Raw genomic sequence first — 18,160 nt, forward strand, 5'->3', positions numbered from 1 at the left:
CAAATGCCGGTTCAAGTGCTTCAATACAGGCGCGACGGGGATCACCGTCGCGCCTTTTTTGTCGGAGCGGTGCATGCGGATTCTGCTGGTCGAAGATGACCTGATGATTGGGGATGCCATCGAAAATGCGCTCAACGATGCGAGTTACGCCACCGACTGGGTGAAAAACGGCCTCACCGCGTTGGCGGCGCTGGACACACAGACCTATGACCTGGTCCTCCTCGACCTTGGCCTGCCGGGCAAGGATGGGCTCGATGTGCTGGATGCCATTCGCGCACGCAACAACCCTGTGCCGCTGTTGATTATCACCGCCCGGGATGGTTTGGATGATCGTCTGCGTGGCCTTGATGCCGGTGCTGATGACTTCATGCTCAAGCCCTTTGCTATCGCTGAGTTGCTGGCACGCATGCGCGCTGTACTGCGCCGTCGCGGTGGTAACGCGCAATCATTGCTGGACAACGGCGAAGTCTCCTTGAACCTTGTCTCCAAGCGAGCCTCCACTGCCGACGTCAGCGAAGTCCAACTCTCCAGTCGCGAGTTTGCGCTTTTGCAGGCGCTGTTGATCCGCCCGGGTGCCATTCTCTCGCGCAGTGAGCTGGAAGACCGGATTTACGGCTGGGGCAACGAAGTGGAAAGTAACGCGGTGGAATTTTTGATCCATGCGCTGCGACGAAAACTTGGGAGCCATGTCATCAGGAACGTCAGGGGGATGGGATGGATGGTTTCAAAAGGCGTTTAAGCGACTCGGTGCAATCGCAGCTGTCCGTCGCGCTGTCACTGGCCATTCTCCTCGTCGCCTTGCTGGCCGGTGTGTTCGCGTTCATGTCGGCGCTCGACGAAGTTCACGAGATGCAGGACGAAAGCTTGCGCCAGGTGGCAGTGCTGTTCGATCGACAGCACATGACCCTGCGCTATCCCGGTGCTGAAAGGCTCGTTGATGACGACGAGGAATCAAGGATCATCGTGCAGTACCTGGCCGATAGCGCCAAAGCAGTCGGCAATGACGATGTCAGCATCCCGTTGCCATTTCCCGTGACTCTGGCGGATGGGTTGTCGACACTGAACATCGCCGGCGAAAACTTTCGTGCGCTGGTCAGAACCCTTTCTACGGGCGAACGCATCGTGGTCGCGCAAGAGGCCGACGTGCGCGATAAGGAAGCGCGGGAAAGCGCCTGGCACAGTCTGCTGCCGTTTCTCATTCTGTTTCCAGTGTTGCTGTTGGTGGTGGGGGATCTGGTGCGCAAACTGTTCCGTCCCATTGCAACGCTATCAGCAGAAATCGATCAACGCGACCATCAGGCGCTTCATTCTGTCGATGAGCAGCACCTGCCGAGCGAAATCCGTCCTTTTGTCGTGGCGATCAACCGATTGCTCAAGCGCGTCGCGTCGACCATGGAAACGCAACGGCGGTTTATCGCCGATGCCGCCCATGAATTGCGTTCGCCGATGACGGCGCTGTCATTGCAAGCGGAGCGGTTGTCGTCCATGCCGATGTCAGAGGCGGCGCGACAGAGGTTTGTGCCCTTGGCTCAGGGCATCGAGCGAAGCCGCATGCTCATCGAGCAGCTGTTGGCGCTGGCCGCCGCGCAATCAGTCGCGCAACGAATCGAGACGGCGGTTTCGGTACACGCCGTGTTTCGTCGTGTGCTGGAGGATTTGCTGCCATTGGCCGAGGATAAGGGCATCGATATCGGAGTGGAAAGCGTCGAGGATAGGCGGGTTGTTATCAACGAGCTGGACCTGTTCATTCTGGTCAAGAACCTGGTGGACAATGCCATTCGCTATACCTCGACGGGCGGGCGGGTCGACTTGAGTGTCGAACCGACCGATTCTGGCGTACTCATCGAGATCAAGGACTCCGGCCCCGGCATTAGCGCCGAAGAGCGAGCGCTGGTATTCGAACCGTTTTACCGCAATTTGGGCACAGGTGAAGCCGGCTCCGGACTGGGGCTGTCCATCGTTGCGGCGATAGCCGACCGTATCGGCGCACGTGTCGGATTGAGCTTTGCAGATGAGGTCAAACAGGGTGGATTACGTGTTTGTGTCTCGCTGGACGTTCGTCGGAGCTGATTTGCTTCAGGTGCATGGCACCTGCGATCCCTGACAATTTCTGCCATCAACCCTGGACGTGAGCCTCACGCATTATCCAAGCAGTTCCAAGCCTGCTGAATGCAGGCTTGGAACCATTGTCCGAGTCAGTCGCGAGCGGGAGCGATCAGAGGGATGTCATTGCCGGCAGTGTCTTTGCTGCCGCCCCAGTTCAACAAGCGATGGGTGAAGTCATAGCTCGCAGCCTGGTAGTAGGTAATCGCTCGTGCGATTAGAGGGTCGTTGACTTGAACCGTCACCTCATGGCTCGCGCCCAATGCGTCGTCGTGGCGTCGCAACAAGGATCGGGGGCTAAGAATAGCCAGATCTTTCCCATCGAACAGACCAAGGTGCTGGTAATTACCGACCAAGACACGGGGGGGCAATGCGGACGCTTGAAGCAAGTTACGACCGAAAAATGTCGATTCGTAATTAAGGTTCAACAACCCTAGCAGTGTCGGAGCCAAGTCTATCTGACTCGCCAATTGACCCTCTTCACGCGCAGGAATGAGCTTAGGGGCGTAGATGAACAATGGAATTTGATAATTACGAATTGGAAGATCTTCCTTGCCAGCGCTACCAGCCGTATGGTCAGCGACAAAGACAAAGATAGTATCGTCGAACCAGGCTTTCTTTCGGGCTGCTTCCAGGAATTTTCCGATTGCATAGTCAGTATATTTCACAGCACCGTCGCGACCGTCACCGGATGCAATATCAATCCTGCCATCTGGGTAAGTGTAGGGACGGTGATTGGAGGTGGTCATCAGTTGCAACAGGAACGGTTTGTTGAGCGAAAAGTTCTCGTCTGCCAGCTTCAGCGTCAATTGGTAAAGATCTTCATCCGCCATGCCCCAGGCGTTTTTGAAATGGATATCTGCTTCATCGACACTGCTTTGATCGACCACCTTGTAACCATTCCCCCCGAAGAACGCATTCATGTTGTCGAAGTAGCCACGCCCACCGTATACAAAAACGCTGTCGTAACCGACATGATTGAGCTGTTGGCCCAGGCTGGCGAAGCCACTTTCACGGCCTACCCGTTTTACGATAGAGCGTCCCGGCGTTGGAGGAACAGACAACGTAATCGCTTCCAGGCCACGGTCGGTTCTGGTGCCAGTGGCGTAGAAGTTGTTGAAGTAAAGACTTTCCTTACGTAATTGATCGAGATTGGGCGTCAGGTTGTCAGGGTTCCCATTGCTGCCCATGTACTTCGCGCTGAAGCTTTCGATGGTCACCAAAATAATATTATGTCGCTTGGTCTTTTCTTTCTGCGTGACGACTCGACGTACATCAAGGGAATCCTTTCCGATGAACCGCACGTCGCTTTCCGCCATTTCCTGATGGATCATTCTGCCGACTACATCATTCGGCAACGTGGCGTAGAACTGTTCGTAGTCCAACTCGTTATTGCGAAACGCGGCAAAGAACTGGTAGGGGCCATTGCTGGCCAATTCATGCTGATAGGTGTTTCCGCCTTCTCCCCGGGGAGTGTCCTGGTCAACGAAGCACACGACAATTGCAGTCAAGGCGAACAACGCCGCAACACTCAGCAAGCGCACGCGCCAGGTCGGCAACGGCGCACTGATCACACGCTTTAATGGTCTGTACAAAATAATGCAGATTACAACGGCGATCACCGCCAACCCGCTAAGCAACTTACCGATAGGGTAAGACTCCAGAATGTTATTCAACACCTCGTCGGAGTACACCAGATAATCCACGGCAATAAAGTTGAAGCGTACGCCGAATTCGTCCCAGAACAGCCATTCAGCCACTGCGGTGAATAACATCACGAAAACGCTGAGTATCAAGAGGCCTTGCAAAAACCAGTAGTGCCCACGGCTACGCCACAAAGCGGGAGGACACAGCAACACATAGAAGCTCATCGGCAGCGCGGCGAACAGCAGAAAGCTCAGATCGTACAGTGCGCCTATACCGAAAATCGAAGCATAGGCATTGCCCGCCTCTGAAAGGTGAGTGGCCAGTAACACCAACCGGGTAAGGGTAAAAACCACCAACCATAGGCCGGTAACCGTTAGAACGAAGCGCAGGGGGGCTGAAGTGAAAAAGCGCATTGAAAACTCCTTGTTATATTCCTTCCAGATCGAAAATTTGTTGCTGGTGGATCTGCGTATCTGCGAGTCCTAATCCATAGGACATTCCTTTTCGAATGCACGGAGTTACGATGGCGAGAAAATGAATCTATCCGATAGAATAGAAAAAAATCGTCAAGACGACTTGATCCTGTTGCCATTCGGAAGGCTGTCAGCGTGTTTTCACACAGGTCGTTCGGGTTTTTTCCTTTCTGCGCATACCACTCAAGTCGATCGTGATCGCCGGTTAACTGGCCGGGATGGACAACGTTGCCCGCAAGCCACCTTCCTGGCGGTTGACCAGCGTGATGCTCCCTCCCAACTGCGTCGCGATGGTGTTGACGATGGTCAAACCCAGTCCTGCCCCTTGCGCATTGCCACGGCTGTAAAAACGTTCGAACAATCGTGCCCGGTCCGCTTCTTCGATCCCGGGACCCTGGTCTTCGACAATCAAATGGCAGAAGCCCTCAGTCCGGCTCAACCTCACAGTGATCACGCCATTGTCTGGCGAGAAATTGGCGGCGTTGGTCATCAGGTTGCCAAGGGCAATTTCGAGCGCAGTGGGGCTGACCAGCGCGTAGGCCGGCCGGCCGCTTTCTTCAAACGCCAGTTCCAGGTGTTTGCTCAGTAACCACGGGGTCATTTGAGCCAAGCTGTTGCGCACTGTCTCGGCTACGTCGACCCGTTGGGGCGGGGAACCTCCAGCGCCGGGCTCAAGGCGGGCCATGGTCAACAGTTGGTTGACCAATCGGGTCGTGCGGTCGACGCCGGCAATCAGGAACGCCAGCGATTCACGGCGCTCCTGTTCAGAGCCGGCTTCCTGAAGGTTTTGGGCGTGGACTCGCAACACCGCAAGCGGTGTACGCATCTCATGGGCGGCGTCGGCGATGAAGCGACGCTCGCGTCCGAGCACTTCCTGGATTTGAGCGAGCATGCGATTGAGTGCGGCTTGCATCGGTTCCAGCTCGCTGGGCAGCGGCGTCAACTGCAACGGTTCAAGCGAGCCACTGTGTCTTGCGCGTAAGGTCGCGGCCATGTTCGCCAACGGCTTGAGCCCCCAGCCGATGGCAAGCCAGACCATGGCCGCCAACAGCAGGCTGCCAATCACGTTGGGGCCCAAGGTGTGGCGGACGATGCGGTCAACCAGATCCGCCCGCACGTCATCGCGCTCTCCGACCCAGATGCGCATGCCGTTGTTTTGATCTTCGAGAATGAAGGCGCGCCAATGACGGTTGTTCAGGTCCACTACGTCGCTGAAGCCTGGCAAGGTGGGTGGTGATCTGAACGAAGGCGCGCTGGCAGTGTGTACCAACACTTCACCTTCGGAGTTCCACACCTGAAAGGCAATTTTGCGTTCGTAAGGGTGGCCGTCGCCTCGCGGCTCCGCTTCACCCAGAGCAGTGTTGAAGGCACGGTACAGGTCGGCGTGTTGCTGACCGGCCAGCGGCATGCGCATCACGCCTTGCAGCAACCGCGCGTTCTGGGCCAGTTGTGCGTCGTAGACCTCGGCGATCTCGTGATTGCTGTCGTGCACGTTAAAGAAGCTGAGTACCGTCAAGCCGGCAAGCAACAGACCGATGATCAGCGTCAGTGTACGGCGGCGGATCGAGGTCATTGGCGCTCCTCCACCAAATAACCCACGCCCCGAATGGTGCGGATCAGGTCGGTGGAGAATTTCTTGCGAAGGTGGTGGATGTGCACTTCGAGCGTGTTGCTTTCGGCTTCTTCGCTCCAGCCATAGAGCAACTGCATCAGTTGGTCGCGGGTCATCACCCGGCCGGGCGGCGACAGCAACTCATGCAACAACTGATATTCCTTGGGTGTCAGTGCCACGGGCTGGCCCCTGTAGCTGACTTGTTGGGTGCCAGGGTTCAGGCTGATGCCCGCGTGCTCGATCAACGCCTGGGCGCGACCGGCACTGCGCCGTAACAAGGCCCGCAAGCGCGCCTTGAGCTCGGCCAGGTCGAAGGGCTTGATCAGGTAATCGTCGGCGCCGGCATCGAGCCCGGCGATTCGGTCTTCCGTGGCATCGCGGGCGGTCAGGATCAGCACCGGAAGGTTGGAGCCGCTGTTGCGCAGGCGACGCAGCACTTCAAGGCCATCCATGCGCGGTAGCCCAAGGTCGAGCACCGCCAGGTCAAAGCTTTCGCTGAGCAACGAATGCAATGCGCTGGCGCCATCCTTGAGCCAGTCGACGGTGTAACCCTCGCGCCCCAGCGCCTGGTGAATGCCTTCACCGAGCGCGACATCGTCCTCGATCAGTAGTAAACGCACATGGGCTCCTGTCAGTCGAGTTTCTTGTTCACGTCCACCAGCAAAGCGGCGATTTCTTTGCGGCGCCCGGCGTCAGCGCTTTCCCGGCCCGGCCGAGGCGCTGCCTGAAGGGCTTTGAGCAGCGCGGCCCTGGCTTCAGCGTAGCGTTTCTGACGGTAGAGATGATCGCCCCAGAAGTACAGGCTGTCGATGCCGTCGGGATTGAAGTGCAGGGCTTGCCTGAGCAATTGCTCGGCTTTGTCGCTGTCGCCGAAGCCGATCGGCCAGCCGGGCACCCGATCGTACAGCGCGCCGAGGCTCGTATAGGCCGAACCTTGCAACGCTTTTGGGTCCAGGGTCAGCGACTTTTCCAGGTCGGCCTTGGCGTCCTTGGCTTTGCCCAAGGCACCGAGTCCGCCCTGGGCGCCGGCCCAACTGCTGGTGACGATGCCTTTCCAGATCCAGGCCTCGGCCACGGCCGGACGCTCGGTTGTAAAGTTGGAGGCTTGGGCTGCCAGTTGCTCAAAGGCAGCAGCGCGTTGGTTTTCCGGGGTCTCGTACTGAATGCGCGCCCAACCCTGCTGAATGCTGTTCAGGCGTTGTTGATCGGCGGCGTCCAGTGCCAGAGCGCTTTGACTGAGGGCGCCGAGCAGCAGGCATGCGAACATTTTCTTCATGATTTTGGCGTCTCGTTCTCGTTTTTTTCACTCAGGCGACGGATCAGCGGCAACTGCTTGCGCAAGCCCCGATCCACCAGATTGGGTAGCAGGCTGTTGAGGCGCACGAAAAACCGCTCCGGCCAGCCCAGGTACAGGTCTCGACGATCACCGGCAATCGCATGAGTGACTGCCGCTGCCACGGTTTGCGGATCGTCGACGCTGGCCTTCAGCGCATCGTTCAAGGCTTGCGCGGCGGCACTGTTCATCGACGTACGGGTGGCGCGGGGCGCGACGTACAACACGTTGACGCGGGTATCGGCCAGTTCTCGGCGCAAAGCCTCGGAAAACCCGCGCAGGGCAAACTTCGTGGCGCAATAACTGGCATAACCTGGGTAGCCGATGGAGCCATAGGTGGAGCCGACATTGACCACCATGGCGTTGTCAGCCCGCTTGAGCAGTGGCAACAGCAGTCGGGTCAGGCAGATGGGGGCGCTGATGTTCACCGCCAGCATGTCGTTGATGTCGCTGTCGTCCAGTTGTTCGAGCATGGCAAAGTGATTGACGCCGGCGGCGTTGATCAGCAGGTTGATACCGCCGATGCCCTCGGCAGCCGTCAACACTTGGCGCTGATCATCGGACGAAGTGAGATCGGCCGCGATCCAACTCAGGTTCTGCGGGTAGCGCTTGAGCAGTGGCAACAACGCCTGCTGATGCCGTGCCACGGCGAGCACGCGCGCACCGGCGGCGCACAGAGCGCCGGTGATCGCCACACCAATACCGCCACTGGCACCGGTCAACACCACGCGGGCCTCATGCAGCTGCATCTTGTGCCTCCGCGTGGCGGGGCAGGCCGCGGAACATCTCGGTATAGAGCCGGTAAACCATTTTCGAGGCATGAATCACCGCCGCTTGATCCTGCGGGTCTTCGAGTTGGTTCATCAGGTGGCGGTAGGTCTGCATGTGCTCGATGTCGAGCGAACCGTGGGAGCTGAGGTAGCTGAAGGCCGAGATGGGCAGTGCCAGGTGCTCGCGAATGCTGGCGGCGGCGTGCGTAGCCAGGGCGACGCTGGTGCCCTCCAGCACGTTGACCATGCCGAACAAGCCCACCGGATTACCGCGGGCGATCAGGTCGTAGAGGAAGCTGATCATCAGCTCTATCGCTGGCGATGGCTGGCCGTCGCGCACGGCGTCACGATCCCCACCACAGGCAGCGATGTCGTCGAGCACCCACTGTTCATGGCCGTACTCATCTTCGATGTATTCGCAGACCGCTTTACGCAACCACTCCAGGCGCGTCGGCAGGGCTGCGCCGCACGCCATCATCAGGGGCACGGTGTGGCGCACATGGTAATAAGCCTGTGCCAGGAACGCCCGATAGCTCTCCAGGCTGACCTGGCCTTGAAGGGCATCGACGATGATCGGCAGGTTGAACAGCTCATGGCGTTCCTTTTGCGTGGCTTCTTGCAGGGTGTCGAAAAAACTCATGATGCGGATTCCTCGGATACGACGGATTCAGTCAACAGGTGGTGATACACCGTGACGATGGCGTCGCGGCGTGGACGGCCGTTGGGGGTGAGCAGGCCGTTGGCGGCACTGAAAGGTTGAGACAGACGCGTCCAGTGATGCACATGGGCGTAATCGGGCAAAACGTCATTGGCTTCATCGACGGCGGCTTGCAGCTCGGCATCGGTGCAATCCGGGCGGTGCGGCCAGAGCAGCGCATGGTTGTGGGGCAGGGCTTCGCCATAGACGAAAGCTTGGGCAATGTGCCGGCGCTGAGTCAGTTCGGCCTCGACCCATTCGGGGTTGACGTTGCGCCCGTAGCTGGTGACGAACTGGTGTTTCTTGCGTCCCTTGAGGTAGAGGAAACCGTCCGTATCGAATTCGCCCAGATCGCCGCTCGGCCACCACGGGTCAGTGATCGCAGGTTCGCCGAGATAGCCGAGCAATCTCGAACCCTTGATCATGACTTCACCGTCCTGCGCCAATCGCAGCGCTACATGGGGCAGGGGCTTGCCGACGCTACCGGGGCGCTGCGCACCGGGACGGTTGAGGCAAACCACCGAGGCACATTCGGACAACCCGTAGCCTTCGTACACCGCAAGCCCCACCCGTTGAGCGCGGTGCAGCAGCTCCTCCGCCACCCGTGCGCCACCCACGGCAGCAAAGCGCAGGGTGCGCGGATTGAAAGCGTGTTGTTCCGCAGCGCTGACCAGCAGTAACAGCAGTTGCGGCACCAGGATCAGGCTCTCAGGTTGACGGCTGGCCAGGTAGCCGAGCATACGCGGCACATTGACGCCACTGGCGCCCTGAATGCCGAGGGTTTCCTGGCTCGGCAAGCTCAGCGTTGCACCGGCATATAGCGCTGCGTAGCAGCCCAGGTTTTCCAGCAGAATCGCCAGGGGCAGCAGTGCCACATGGTGTCGTGGCGCGTTGGCAAGGCTGGCTTGCTCCAACTCCCGCGCGACCCGTAGCAGGCTGTCGGCGCTCAGGCACACACCTTTGGGCGTGCCCGTGGTGCCGGAGGTGAAGGTCAGTTTGGCGGTGCCCACTGGCATTCTGTTGGGACCGGCAAAAGCGCGGCACCAGAATTCGCCGCGTTTTTCATAGCCGGCTGTGAGCATTTCGGCGTCCAGTTGCGGCTCGGCGATGACGCGTTCGGCCTGGCTCTGCTCCAGGCAGTGGGCACGTTGCGCCGCGCTGAAAAAAGGCGGCAGGCATACGCACGTCAGCCCTTCGAACAGTATTGCCAGGTCCCAGAGCATGGCTTCGACGCCGTTGTCCAGCGCCAACGCAACGACCTGCACCTTCTCATCGCGCAGGCGCTCCTGGCGGTACAGCAACTCGGCGTACAGCGTCGGGTAGTCGATCTTGAGCGTATCGCCCCACAGCGCCACGCTGCTGTCGTTGCGCCCGGCGTGGCCGCGCAGGGTTTCATGGAACCGTTGCAGTTCAAGCGACATGGAAGGCTCCTTCGATCGGCGTCGGCAATCCGAGCCGGTTAAACAGTCCGATATCGCGCAAATGCAGGAACCCGGCGCGAATGTTCCCGACGTGCACCCAGGGTTTGCTTTCGTAGTAGCTTCCCCAGTCGTGGCGGTCCTCGCCGAGGCGTTTGGGGTCGGCGGCGCACAGTGTCACCGGTTTGAGACCCAGGCGATGGAAGCTGTTCACCAACCCGATGTTGCCAGTGAACGTCACCCATTCCGGGCCGCCCATACCCAGCAGGTAAGTCAGGGCGATGATGCTCAGGCGTGCGCTGCCCGTGTCACTGGCGCAAAGGTTGCCGACTTCGACGATTTCGCTGCGTTCCACTCCGCGAGCGGCTGCCGCGCTGATCAGTGGCTCGATTCGCTCGTCCAGATAACGCTCCAGGAACAGCGCCTCACGATGGGCTCGTCGTACGCCAGCGACTGCGCACAACTGGCCGGCGCTGTTGAGCATCCCGAACAGCTCGGGCATGAAGTGGCGGATATCGGCACCATGAGTCTTGCGAAACTGGTGCTCAATGAAGGCTTCAAAAGGCGCTCGCCGTGAATCACCGGGCAATGCGTTGAACAGACTCATCCGCTGAGTTTCTGCCCGACCGAAGTGCAAGGGCAGGGGAATGTTCCAGTCTGTATCGGGCATGGCGCAACGCCTCCCTCAATGGGTTTGAGGGGAGTATCCAAGCCGTTTCTTAACGAAGTCTGAAGGTGAAAAAATGTTAACGAACTGTCGATCTTCAGATTGTCTTAAGACTGCCAGGGCAGGGTAGCGGCGTCGGTTCGCCCTGGAACCGTATTGAGACTGCCGAATCGGTCGGCAGTTGTTGACGACGAGGCACCTTATGCACCACGAGACGGCGGCACATCGTTATGGAAAACTGTCGATCATGCTTCATTGGTTGATGCTGGCGCTGTTTGTTGGCGTGTACGCTTGCGTCGAAATCAAAGGCTGGATGCCCAAGGGCAGCGAAGCGCGAGGCCTGTTGATGGGGTTTCACGGCCTGTTTGGCTTGAGCATTTTCCTTCTGGTGTGGGTACGGCTACTGGGCCGCTTGACGCCTCGTCCACCGATCATCCCGAAACCACCCGCGTGGCAGACCGGCCTTTCCCATCTGGTGCATCTGGCGCTGTACGGATTGATGATCGCCACCCCGATCCTGGCTTGGTTGATGCTGGCCGCTGCCGACAAGCCTTTTCCGTATTTTGGGTTTCACCTGCCAGCGCCGGTGGCAGTCGACCCGGACCTCGCCAAGCGGCTCAAGTATTGGCATGAACTGGTGGGCACCGCTGGTTACTGGCTGATCGGTCTGCATGCAGCGGCAGGCCTGTTCCATCACTTTTGGGTGCGTGACAACACGCTGACGCGCATGCTGTTGGAGCGAAACCGATTCTGACTGTTCAGAAGCCATATTGACGGTTCCGTGTCGATCCATCGGGCGGCGCCGCCGGAGCGAGTGTGTTCTGGAGGACTCCAACGTCGAACTTGGAGATGAACGGGTAGAGCTCGTCAAAGGGCAAGCGTTCGACCAGGCGAACGCTTGAACCTCTCCACGGACCGGGGTTTACCGGTTTGAGATAATACCGGCGCCTGGTTCGGCCGCCGACGTCTGCAAAAATTCGACAGTCAACCCTGACAGTACCCGAGCCCCAACCACCAGGGCCTTTTCATCCACGAAAAAGTTCGGATTATGGTTCGGCGCCGCAGTCGCCGGGTCATGCCCCTCAGGCGTCACTCCAAGAAAGATAAACAGTCCCGGCGCTTCTCTGGCAAAAAAGGAGAAGTCCTCGGCAGCGCCCACCAGCGGACTGGTGGCAACCTTCCCCGAAGCAGCCCGCGCAAGCACGGGAGCCATCTGCGCCGCGAGCTTTTCGTCGTTCACAGTGGTGCCATACCCCGCAATCACCGACACCTCAGCCTTGGCATCCGCACTTTCAGCGATCTTCTCTGCCGTCAGCTTTACATCACGCCCAATCTGCGCCCGGACCTTCTCGTCATAAGTCCGAATGGTGCCGGTCATCTGCACCTTTTCCGGAATGATGTTGGCCGCGCTGCCGCCCTGGATCGTGCCCACGGTGACCACCGCTGGCGATTGCGTCAGATTGGTACGTCGGCTGACGACGGTTTGCAGGCCTGTGATGACTTGGGCCGCCGTCACGATGGGATCGACTGTGTTCCAGGGCATGCCGCCATGGCCCTGTTTGCCGGTGACGGTGATTTTCAGATCATCGCTGCTGGCGGTGGTCGCGCCTGTGCGCCAACTGAGTTCCCCTGATCGACCTGGCATCACGTGTACCGCGAAGATTGCATCGGGTTTGAGTGTGTCAAACAAACCTTCCTGCAGCATCCGTTGCGCGCCCCAAAGCTCGTTTGGGCCGGAGGAGGGCAGGCTTGAGCCTTCTTCGGCAGGCTGGAAGATGAACATCACTTTGCCCGGCAGGGTATTGCGCATGCCCGCCAGCACTTCGGCAGTGGCCATCAGCATCGCGGTGTGCGCATCGTGGCCGCAGGCATGCATGACGTCCACTTCCTTGCCTTGATAGTTGCCGCGGGCCCTGGACGCGAACGGCAAACCTTCGGGCTCCTTGACCGGTAGGGCATCCATGTCGGCGCGCAGTGCGACCACTGGCCCGGACTTGCCGCCAGTGAGAATGCCGACCACGCCGGTGTGTGCGATGCCGGTATGCACCTCGAGGCCGAGTTTGCGCAGGTGGTCGGCCACCAGCTTGGCGGTGCGTGTCTCCTGGCTGCCCAGTTCTGGATGTTGATGAATGTCGCGGCGCCATTCGATCAGTTTGGCTTCCACTTCTGCCGCACGGCTGTAAGCCTGCTCTTCGAGGGCGCTGGGTGATTGCGCCTGGGCGCTACCGGCCAGGCCCAGTAGCAGGGCGGCCAGCCATTTTGAGGGTTTGAGCGTTATCATTTCATCCCTTCGGTCGCTGCCTGTCCCAGCGATTCCTGGCCGGGGCCGCGACGGGTCACGTGGCCGATGGTCATGATCACCAGCGGCGTGAAGAGGGCGATGTAGGCGTTGTCGATGCCCCATGGGTTGCCGGCCAGGAACCAGCCAACGGTCGCAACCAGCGAGGCGATGATGCTCAGGAACGCGGCCGTCGCGGTGCCGAACCTCGGCGCGTAGAACACCATCAGCACCAGCACGGCCAGCGAAGCGCGCAAGGCCTTGCCCAGGAAAGCGATCATCAGCACCTTGTCTGAAGTCAGTGCCAGCGCGATGGGTAACAGGCCCACGGCGATGGTGGCGATGCGAACAAAACGCAGGGACTTGGCATCGTTCTTTTCAGGGTTGAACCACGGCTCGTAAAAGTCGCGCAGCAACAGCGTGGCCGAACCCATGCTCACCGCAGAAATGGTGCCGAATAGCGACCCGGCCAAACCTGCGACTACCAGGCCCGCGGTCAGTTGATCCATGCTGGCAATCAGGCGCGGGAAGGCTTGCAACGAATCCACCTGAGGAAACAAGGCGGCGCTGCACATGCCGATCAAGGCTGCGCCGATCCCGAACGGAACCATGAACACCGCGCAATAGAAGCAGGCGCGTTGCGCCTTGCCCGCGTCGCTGACGGTGTTGACCGCTTGAATCACGTATTGGGTGGAGAAAATCGAGCCAATACCGGCGATCATCCAGGCGATAATTTGGCCCCAGCCAATGGCGGTCCAGTCGAACATGCTGGCGGGTAACTGGGCTTGCAGCGTGCTGATGCCTCCCACCTGTTTCAAACCGAACCACAGCGCCAGGCCGACGCCGAGGTATTTAAGGCTGGCGTGCACAAAGTTGGTATAGATCACCGAGCGCATGCCGCCGATGCTCACGTACAAAACCGACACTACCCCGACAATGATGATCGCCAGCGTGCGGTCCACCTGCATCACACTCGCCAGGACCGCGCCGCCGCTGGCGTAAATCGAAACCGCGACGATTTCCAGGGCGAATATGGTGATGATCGAGGTGGCGAAGCGGGTCCGTTGCCCGTAGTTGCGCGACAGCACGCCGGAGATGGTGTTGTCACCCAGATCCTTGTACTTGCGCGCCAGCAACCAGGCGAACAACACGAACCCCAGTGCCAGGGCAAACAGGTTCCAGGCTGCCGAAATGCCGGTCTTGAAACCGGTCTGCGCGGTACCAATGCTGACGGCCGTGCCAATGAATTCCGACAACATCAGAAAGCCAATCAGGATGGCGGGAAAATGCCCGCCGCCAGTGGTGTAGTTGTTCGCACTGCGCGAATGGCGGCGCACGCTGAAGCTGATCAGCGCGAGGCTGAGCATGTAGATACCGGTGATGGACAGGACAACCCAGGAGGAGGAAGTGTGCATGTTCGTTATCCCATCACGGTGTCGAAGATGGATGGGAAAACGCTGGCGGAGCTGCGGCAGGTGGCTGGCATGATCATACCCATTAAGTATTGTTGTAATGGTGATCAGGGTCCCCTGTAAGACTGAACGTGTCTAATATCGAACAAGTATTGTTTGATGCTCTGAAGGTATTGAGTCGAGAGCTCGGGTGGCATCTGCGATGTTCTGAGCCTGCAAGGTAGGGCGTACGCTAAGCCGGTAGCGTTTTGTCATGGACACATCCTGAACTGTCATGTACGAAGCGCCAACCCCCGTACCAATCAATCCGCAGTATTGAACATACCTGGACGCATTCGCTACGCCCTCAAGATGAGCCGCGTACCCCGGGTATCTGTCCTGCTACCCCTGCCTTGGCCCATTGATGCACCAAGCTTTTGGTGGAGATGCCCAGTGCATTTTTGAGGTTAGTGTGGTCCGGGAAGTCGGTGCTGATTTTGGTCAGGCCGTTCAGGCTGTTGTTCAGCATCTTCAGCAGGCGCTGGCGTTCGACGAAGAACTCCGGCGAGCTCAAGTGTTCCTTGATTAGTCAATTTCACCTGTCAATTTGCCGACTGCATAAAGCGAAATAAGTGATAGAGATAGCCCGAGTTGTGTCCATTGCATCAATACAAGTTTACGTTTTAGTTTTTCTGGAAAAGCATCCACGTCCTCGATACTGACAGATCCATATCGATGGTAGAGCCAAGGGAAAGTAACTATGCTCGATATTCCACCAACTAAAACTAGTTTTCCTTGGGGGCCTGTGTGCCTGAAGAAGGAGAAGTTCGTAATTATCGAGCAGTTTTTTAGATGCAAAAGCATTTCATCCAAGCGGGTATAAGCCAAGTGAAGAGCAAGGCCAATCCAGATAAAGGATCCACCAAATGAAATTAACCCTACAGAGAGAAAAATCGTATCAAGGTGCTAAGACTCATTTTCGAGCCTTGTAGATTATGTCCCCTGTTTTCTTGCCCGCCGCACCTAGAACTGTGCTTGCGCCATAAGAAGTTGCTGCAACCAGCATCAATCCACATAGCACCATTGCAACGCCTCCAGTTGGTACTCCTAACCCCACGAAAATAGTCCCGGATACTGCAATGCTTATGTTTGAGCCCGCTGCTGCTGCTCCTCCAACGACACCACCGATAAAACCCCCAGTCTCCGTAAACTTCACCCGCTCACAAGCCTCGGTTTTCCCCGCAGAGCACACATCCTGAACCTTCATATACGAAGCCCCACCGCCAACCGCCGTACCAATCCATCCGCCGTATTGAACGTACCTGGACGCTTTGGCCACGCCCTCAAGATGTGTCGCGTAACCTGGTATCTGTCCTGCTACCCCTGCCTTGGCCCATTGATGCACCAGGCTTTTGGTGGAGATGCCCAGTGCATTTTTGAGGTTAGGGTGGTCCGGGAAGCCAGTGCTGATTTTGGTCAGGCCGTTCAGGCTGTTGCCCAGCATCTTCAGCGGGCGCTGGCGTTCGGCGAAGAACTCTGGCGATCGCAGATCGCCGTGGGTCTGGAATGATCTGTGGTGCAGGTTCCCCAAGTTATTCAAAAGGCGTTCCATATACTTAAGTTAGTAAGAAAATCAGTTGATGGCTACGCCAGTTGCTTTTGAGTCAAAAAAGCACTGTCTGTAGCATTGTGATTGCCATGAGTGACGCGAGAAAGTAATTTGTTATTGTATGGTGAGTTATAGCCCAAGTATTTGGATGGTTTTTGCAATCACCACTGACAATATTAAGGTAAAAACTAGCAATATATTTGCCTTGTATAGGATGGCTAATGTTTTTTTTAGGGGGGCTGGAAAGTTGTTCAATTCTTCACTACAGACACCGCCATGTTTCAGGAAAAAACCTGGCGACGTGACGATTCCGGCAATCGACCCTATTAGAATTATATGACCCCATGGGCCCAGATTTCTGAAAAAAGTCCGATTTCGGACAGCCGTACTGTATTTCAGAAGATCCAAAATTAAGTCCATCTTTGTGTAAGCAATGCGGAGCGCGAATACTATCCAAATGGACGTCAGAAGAATCATTAGTCCACAAAAGGCGCTCGCGATGCTCATGGCAGTCGTCATTGGACAGTCTCATAGATCAACTCACCTAAATACCCTCCCCCCATACCAACAATTGTTCCACCCGCAAGTGCTCCAATTCCCACAGCAGCGAGCCCGCAAGCAACGGTAGCTACACCGCCCGTGGGCACGCCAAGTGCAATGCAGAGGATTGTTGCATTACCACCTCCTAGAACACCGCCAACTGCTGCGCTCCCTACAACCCCACCCAAAAAACTCCCGGCCTCCGTAAACTTCACCCGCTCACAAGCCTGCGCATCTCCCGCCGTGCACACATCCTGAACCTTCATATACGAAGCCCCACCCCCAATCGCCGTACCAATCCACCCGCCGTATTGAACATACCTGGACGCCTTCGCTACGCCCTCAAGATGTGTCGCGTAACCTGGTATCTGTCCCGCTACCCCAGCCTTGGCCCATTGATGCACCAGGCTTTTGGTGGAGATGCCCAGTGCACTTTTGAGGTTCGGGTGGTCCGGGAAGCCGGTGCTGATTTTGGTCAGGCCGTTCAGGCTGTTGTCCAGCATCTTCAGTAGGCGCTGGCGTTCGGCGAAAAACTCCGGTGACCGCAGATGGCCGTGGGTTTGGAATGATCTGTGGTGCAGGCTCTCCATGTCCTTTAACAGAAACTCGACGTTTTTCAGGTGGCTGGCAAATGAGGCAGTGGCCAGGCCAACACCAGTCGAGCCGTGCGACAGGAACGTGGAGATTTCTGCATAGTGACGAGCCATGAAGTCCGCTTCATCGGCACTCAGCGTTTTGAGGGCGTCCTGTGTCTTGGCGGCGGCTTCCATCAGCCACGCTTCTTCACGGGTGCACTGGAAGTTGTTGGGGTCGCTGAGCACGATCATCGAGCCGGCTTTGACATCCTCACGACCTGGGTTGAGTGTCCTGAATTTGTTCATGACGGCTGCGTCGGGCGAGGGGAATAGCGTGGCCTCAAGCGCCTGGCGGGTGGTGCTTTTGGGCACGATGTAGAAGCCGGGTTTCTGGCCTGCTGGGCCACCGAATGTTGCCGGGGTCGAGCGGGTGGCTGCTGCGAATGTGGATTGTGGCGGTGCTGCCGTGTGCCGAACCGCAATGGGCGAGACCGATTGGGTGGCCCGGCTGTGTGGTTGCGCTGCACGGCCCTCTGTTCGGTAGCTTGCCGCGGTTAAAGAGGGCACCAACTGGGCTTTGCAGGGGCAATTGCTGGCGCTGTGCAGGGTGCCGGCCATCCGCCGACCGTTACTGCTCATAAAAGGAATGCCGCCGACGATTCCGTAGGTCTGCCCATCCACTCCACAGGAGACCCGATCACCCTCAAAGGACTGCAACAGGCCGTGCATATTGATTCGAGAGTTTCCATCCATGACCACGCCGCCGCAGGTGGTCTTGTCGCCTTTACCGATGAAATAGCCTTCGTTCAACGTGTTTTCTCCCTTGCATTCGGTCGCGTCCGGAACGCTTGCGACCGTCAGTCGACTCTCCGTTTTCGGATCTCAAACAGAGCCCCCAGCGAGCCTTGATCAAGCTGCTGGGGGAATAGTGCGGCGGGAGCTTAAGCCAATGCAGCACGAAATCTGCGGCTTGAGGAAAGAACAGGAAAGTTCGCGGTGGCGGCGACCAAAAGTCCTACAGAAGGCGGCTGTTTAATGCCGGTGGAG

The 18,160-nt window shown here is 58.0% G+C and carries 16 protein-coding genes; 3 read left to right on the plus strand and 13 right to left on the minus strand.

Annotation, left to right across the window (positions count from 1 at the left end):
- Positions 1-73: 73 nt before the first annotated feature.
- Together AB4N64_RS07665 and AB4N64_RS07670 are read left to right on the plus strand one after the other, a co-directional pair.
- Positions 74-739, plus strand: a complete 666-nt coding sequence (locus AB4N64_RS07665) for a response regulator (protein ID WP_460123716.1) — start codon at positions 74-76, stop codon at positions 737-739.
- Complete coding sequence (locus tag AB4N64_RS07670) at positions 715-2,070, plus strand: ATP-binding protein (RefSeq protein ID WP_460123718.1); 1,356 nt, start codon at positions 715-717, stop codon at positions 2,068-2,070. Before AB4N64_RS07665 ends, AB4N64_RS07670 begins: the two co-directional genes overlap by 25 nt.
- 125 nt (positions 2,071-2,195) lie before the next feature.
- Here the strand turns inward: AB4N64_RS07670 and AB4N64_RS07675 are convergent, their stop codons facing one another.
- The 8 genes from AB4N64_RS07675 to AB4N64_RS07710 form a co-directional block, all read right to left on the minus strand.
- Positions 2,196-4,163: an LTA synthase family protein gene (locus AB4N64_RS07675; protein ID WP_460123721.1), complete on the minus strand. Its 1,968-nt coding sequence runs from the start codon at positions 4,161-4,163 to the stop codon at positions 2,196-2,198.
- A gap of 265 nt (positions 4,164-4,428) precedes the next feature.
- Positions 4,429-5,796, minus strand: coding sequence for an ATP-binding protein (locus AB4N64_RS07680; RefSeq protein WP_460123724.1), 1,368 nt, complete (start codon positions 5,794-5,796; stop codon positions 4,429-4,431).
- Positions 5,793-6,455 carry a response regulator gene (locus AB4N64_RS07685; RefSeq protein WP_460123727.1) on the minus strand — a complete coding sequence of 221 codons (663 nt, stop codon included), beginning with the start codon at positions 6,453-6,455 and terminating at the stop codon, positions 5,793-5,795. The genes AB4N64_RS07680 and AB4N64_RS07685 overlap by 4 nt, the downstream gene beginning before the upstream one ends.
- A gap of 11 nt (positions 6,456-6,466) precedes the next feature.
- Positions 6,467-7,111 (minus strand): tetratricopeptide repeat protein, encoded by a 645-nt coding sequence (locus AB4N64_RS07690; RefSeq protein WP_460123730.1) that lies wholly within the window; start codon positions 7,109-7,111, stop codon positions 6,467-6,469.
- A complete protein-coding gene (locus AB4N64_RS07695; RefSeq protein ID WP_460123733.1) occupies positions 7,108-7,917 on the minus strand; it encodes an SDR family oxidoreductase in 810 nt (269 codons plus the stop codon). The genes AB4N64_RS07690 and AB4N64_RS07695 overlap by 4 nt, the downstream gene beginning before the upstream one ends.
- Positions 7,904-8,578: a TenA family transcriptional regulator gene (locus AB4N64_RS07700; RefSeq protein WP_460123736.1), complete on the minus strand. Its 675-nt coding sequence runs from the start codon at positions 8,576-8,578 to the stop codon at positions 7,904-7,906. Before AB4N64_RS07700 ends, AB4N64_RS07695 begins: the two co-directional genes overlap by 14 nt.
- A complete protein-coding gene (locus AB4N64_RS07705; protein ID WP_460123739.1) occupies positions 8,575-10,056 on the minus strand; it encodes an AMP-binding protein in 1,482 nt (493 codons plus the stop codon). The genes AB4N64_RS07700 and AB4N64_RS07705 overlap by 4 nt, the downstream gene beginning before the upstream one ends.
- Complete coding sequence (locus AB4N64_RS07710; RefSeq protein WP_460123742.1) at positions 10,046-10,723, minus strand: thermostable hemolysin; 678 nt, start codon at positions 10,721-10,723, stop codon at positions 10,046-10,048. The genes AB4N64_RS07705 and AB4N64_RS07710 overlap by 11 nt, the downstream gene beginning before the upstream one ends.
- A 199-nt stretch (positions 10,724-10,922) precedes the next feature.
- On the opposite strand from AB4N64_RS07710, the gene AB4N64_RS07715 reads away from it, so the two are divergent.
- A complete protein-coding gene (locus AB4N64_RS07715; RefSeq protein ID WP_460123745.1) occupies positions 10,923-11,474 on the plus strand; it encodes a cytochrome b in 552 nt (183 codons plus the stop codon).
- Between the two features lie 168 nt (positions 11,475-11,642).
- Here AB4N64_RS07715 and AB4N64_RS07720 read toward each other — a convergent pair whose 3' ends face one another.
- From AB4N64_RS07720 to AB4N64_RS07740, 5 genes are all read right to left on the minus strand, one after another.
- The gene (locus AB4N64_RS07720) at positions 11,643-13,001 is read right to left on the minus strand and encodes an amidohydrolase (protein WP_460123748.1); all 1,359 of its coding nucleotides are present in this window, start codon (positions 12,999-13,001) and stop codon (positions 11,643-11,645) included.
- Positions 12,998-14,413: a sodium:solute symporter family protein gene (locus tag AB4N64_RS07725; protein ID WP_460123751.1), complete on the minus strand. Its 1,416-nt coding sequence runs from the start codon at positions 14,411-14,413 to the stop codon at positions 12,998-13,000. The genes AB4N64_RS07720 and AB4N64_RS07725 overlap by 4 nt, the downstream gene beginning before the upstream one ends.
- A gap of 343 nt (positions 14,414-14,756) precedes the next feature.
- Positions 14,757-14,963, minus strand: coding sequence for a hypothetical protein (locus tag AB4N64_RS07730; RefSeq protein WP_460123754.1), 207 nt, complete (start codon positions 14,961-14,963; stop codon positions 14,757-14,759).
- A gap of 399 nt (positions 14,964-15,362) precedes the next feature.
- Positions 15,363-15,989 carry a hypothetical protein gene (locus AB4N64_RS07735; protein WP_460123756.1) on the minus strand — a complete coding sequence of 209 codons (627 nt, stop codon included), beginning with the start codon at positions 15,987-15,989 and terminating at the stop codon, positions 15,363-15,365.
- Positions 15,990-16,513: 524 nt separating this feature from the next.
- Positions 16,514-17,923 carry a PAAR domain-containing protein gene (locus AB4N64_RS07740; protein ID WP_460123759.1) on the minus strand — a complete coding sequence of 470 codons (1,410 nt, stop codon included), beginning with the start codon at positions 17,921-17,923 and terminating at the stop codon, positions 16,514-16,516.
- Positions 17,924-18,160: the final 237 nt, after the last annotated feature.

Source organism: Pseudomonas sp. S2_C03 (assembly GCF_054668405.1).

Excerpts from the sequence above, each read along its gene's own strand:
- AB4N64_RS07670 (WP_460123718.1), top strand. The coding sequence starts at position 715 with ATGGATGGTTTCAAAAGGCGTTTAAGCGACTCGGTGCAATCGCAGCTG.
- AB4N64_RS07690 (WP_460123730.1), bottom strand. The coding sequence starts at position 7,111 with ATGAAGAAAATGTTCGCATGCCTGCTGCTCGGCGCCCTCAGTCAAAGC.
- AB4N64_RS07675 (WP_460123721.1), bottom strand. The coding sequence starts at position 4,163 with ATGCGCTTTTTCACTTCAGCCCCCCTGCGCTTCGTTCTAACGGTTACC.
- AB4N64_RS07715 (WP_460123745.1), top strand. The coding sequence starts at position 10,923 with ATGCACCACGAGACGGCGGCACATCGTTATGGAAAACTGTCGATCATG.
- AB4N64_RS07680 (WP_460123724.1), bottom strand. The coding sequence starts at position 5,796 with ATGACCTCGATCCGCCGCCGTACACTGACGCTGATCATCGGTCTGTTG.
- AB4N64_RS07720 (WP_460123748.1), bottom strand. The coding sequence starts at position 13,001 with ATGATAACGCTCAAACCCTCAAAATGGCTGGCCGCCCTGCTACTGGGC.
- AB4N64_RS07665 (WP_460123716.1), top strand. The coding sequence starts at position 74 with ATGCGGATTCTGCTGGTCGAAGATGACCTGATGATTGGGGATGCCATC.
- AB4N64_RS07710 (WP_460123742.1), bottom strand. The coding sequence starts at position 10,723 with ATGCCCGATACAGACTGGAACATTCCCCTGCCCTTGCACTTCGGTCGG.
- AB4N64_RS07695 (WP_460123733.1), bottom strand. The coding sequence starts at position 7,917 with ATGCAGCTGCATGAGGCCCGCGTGGTGTTGACCGGTGCCAGTGGCGGT.
- AB4N64_RS07700 (WP_460123736.1), bottom strand. The coding sequence starts at position 8,578 with ATGAGTTTTTTCGACACCCTGCAAGAAGCCACGCAAAAGGAACGCCAT.
- AB4N64_RS07725 (WP_460123751.1), bottom strand. The coding sequence starts at position 14,413 with ATGCACACTTCCTCCTCCTGGGTTGTCCTGTCCATCACCGGTATCTAC.
- AB4N64_RS07705 (WP_460123739.1), bottom strand. The coding sequence starts at position 10,056 with ATGTCGCTTGAACTGCAACGGTTCCATGAAACCCTGCGCGGCCACGCC.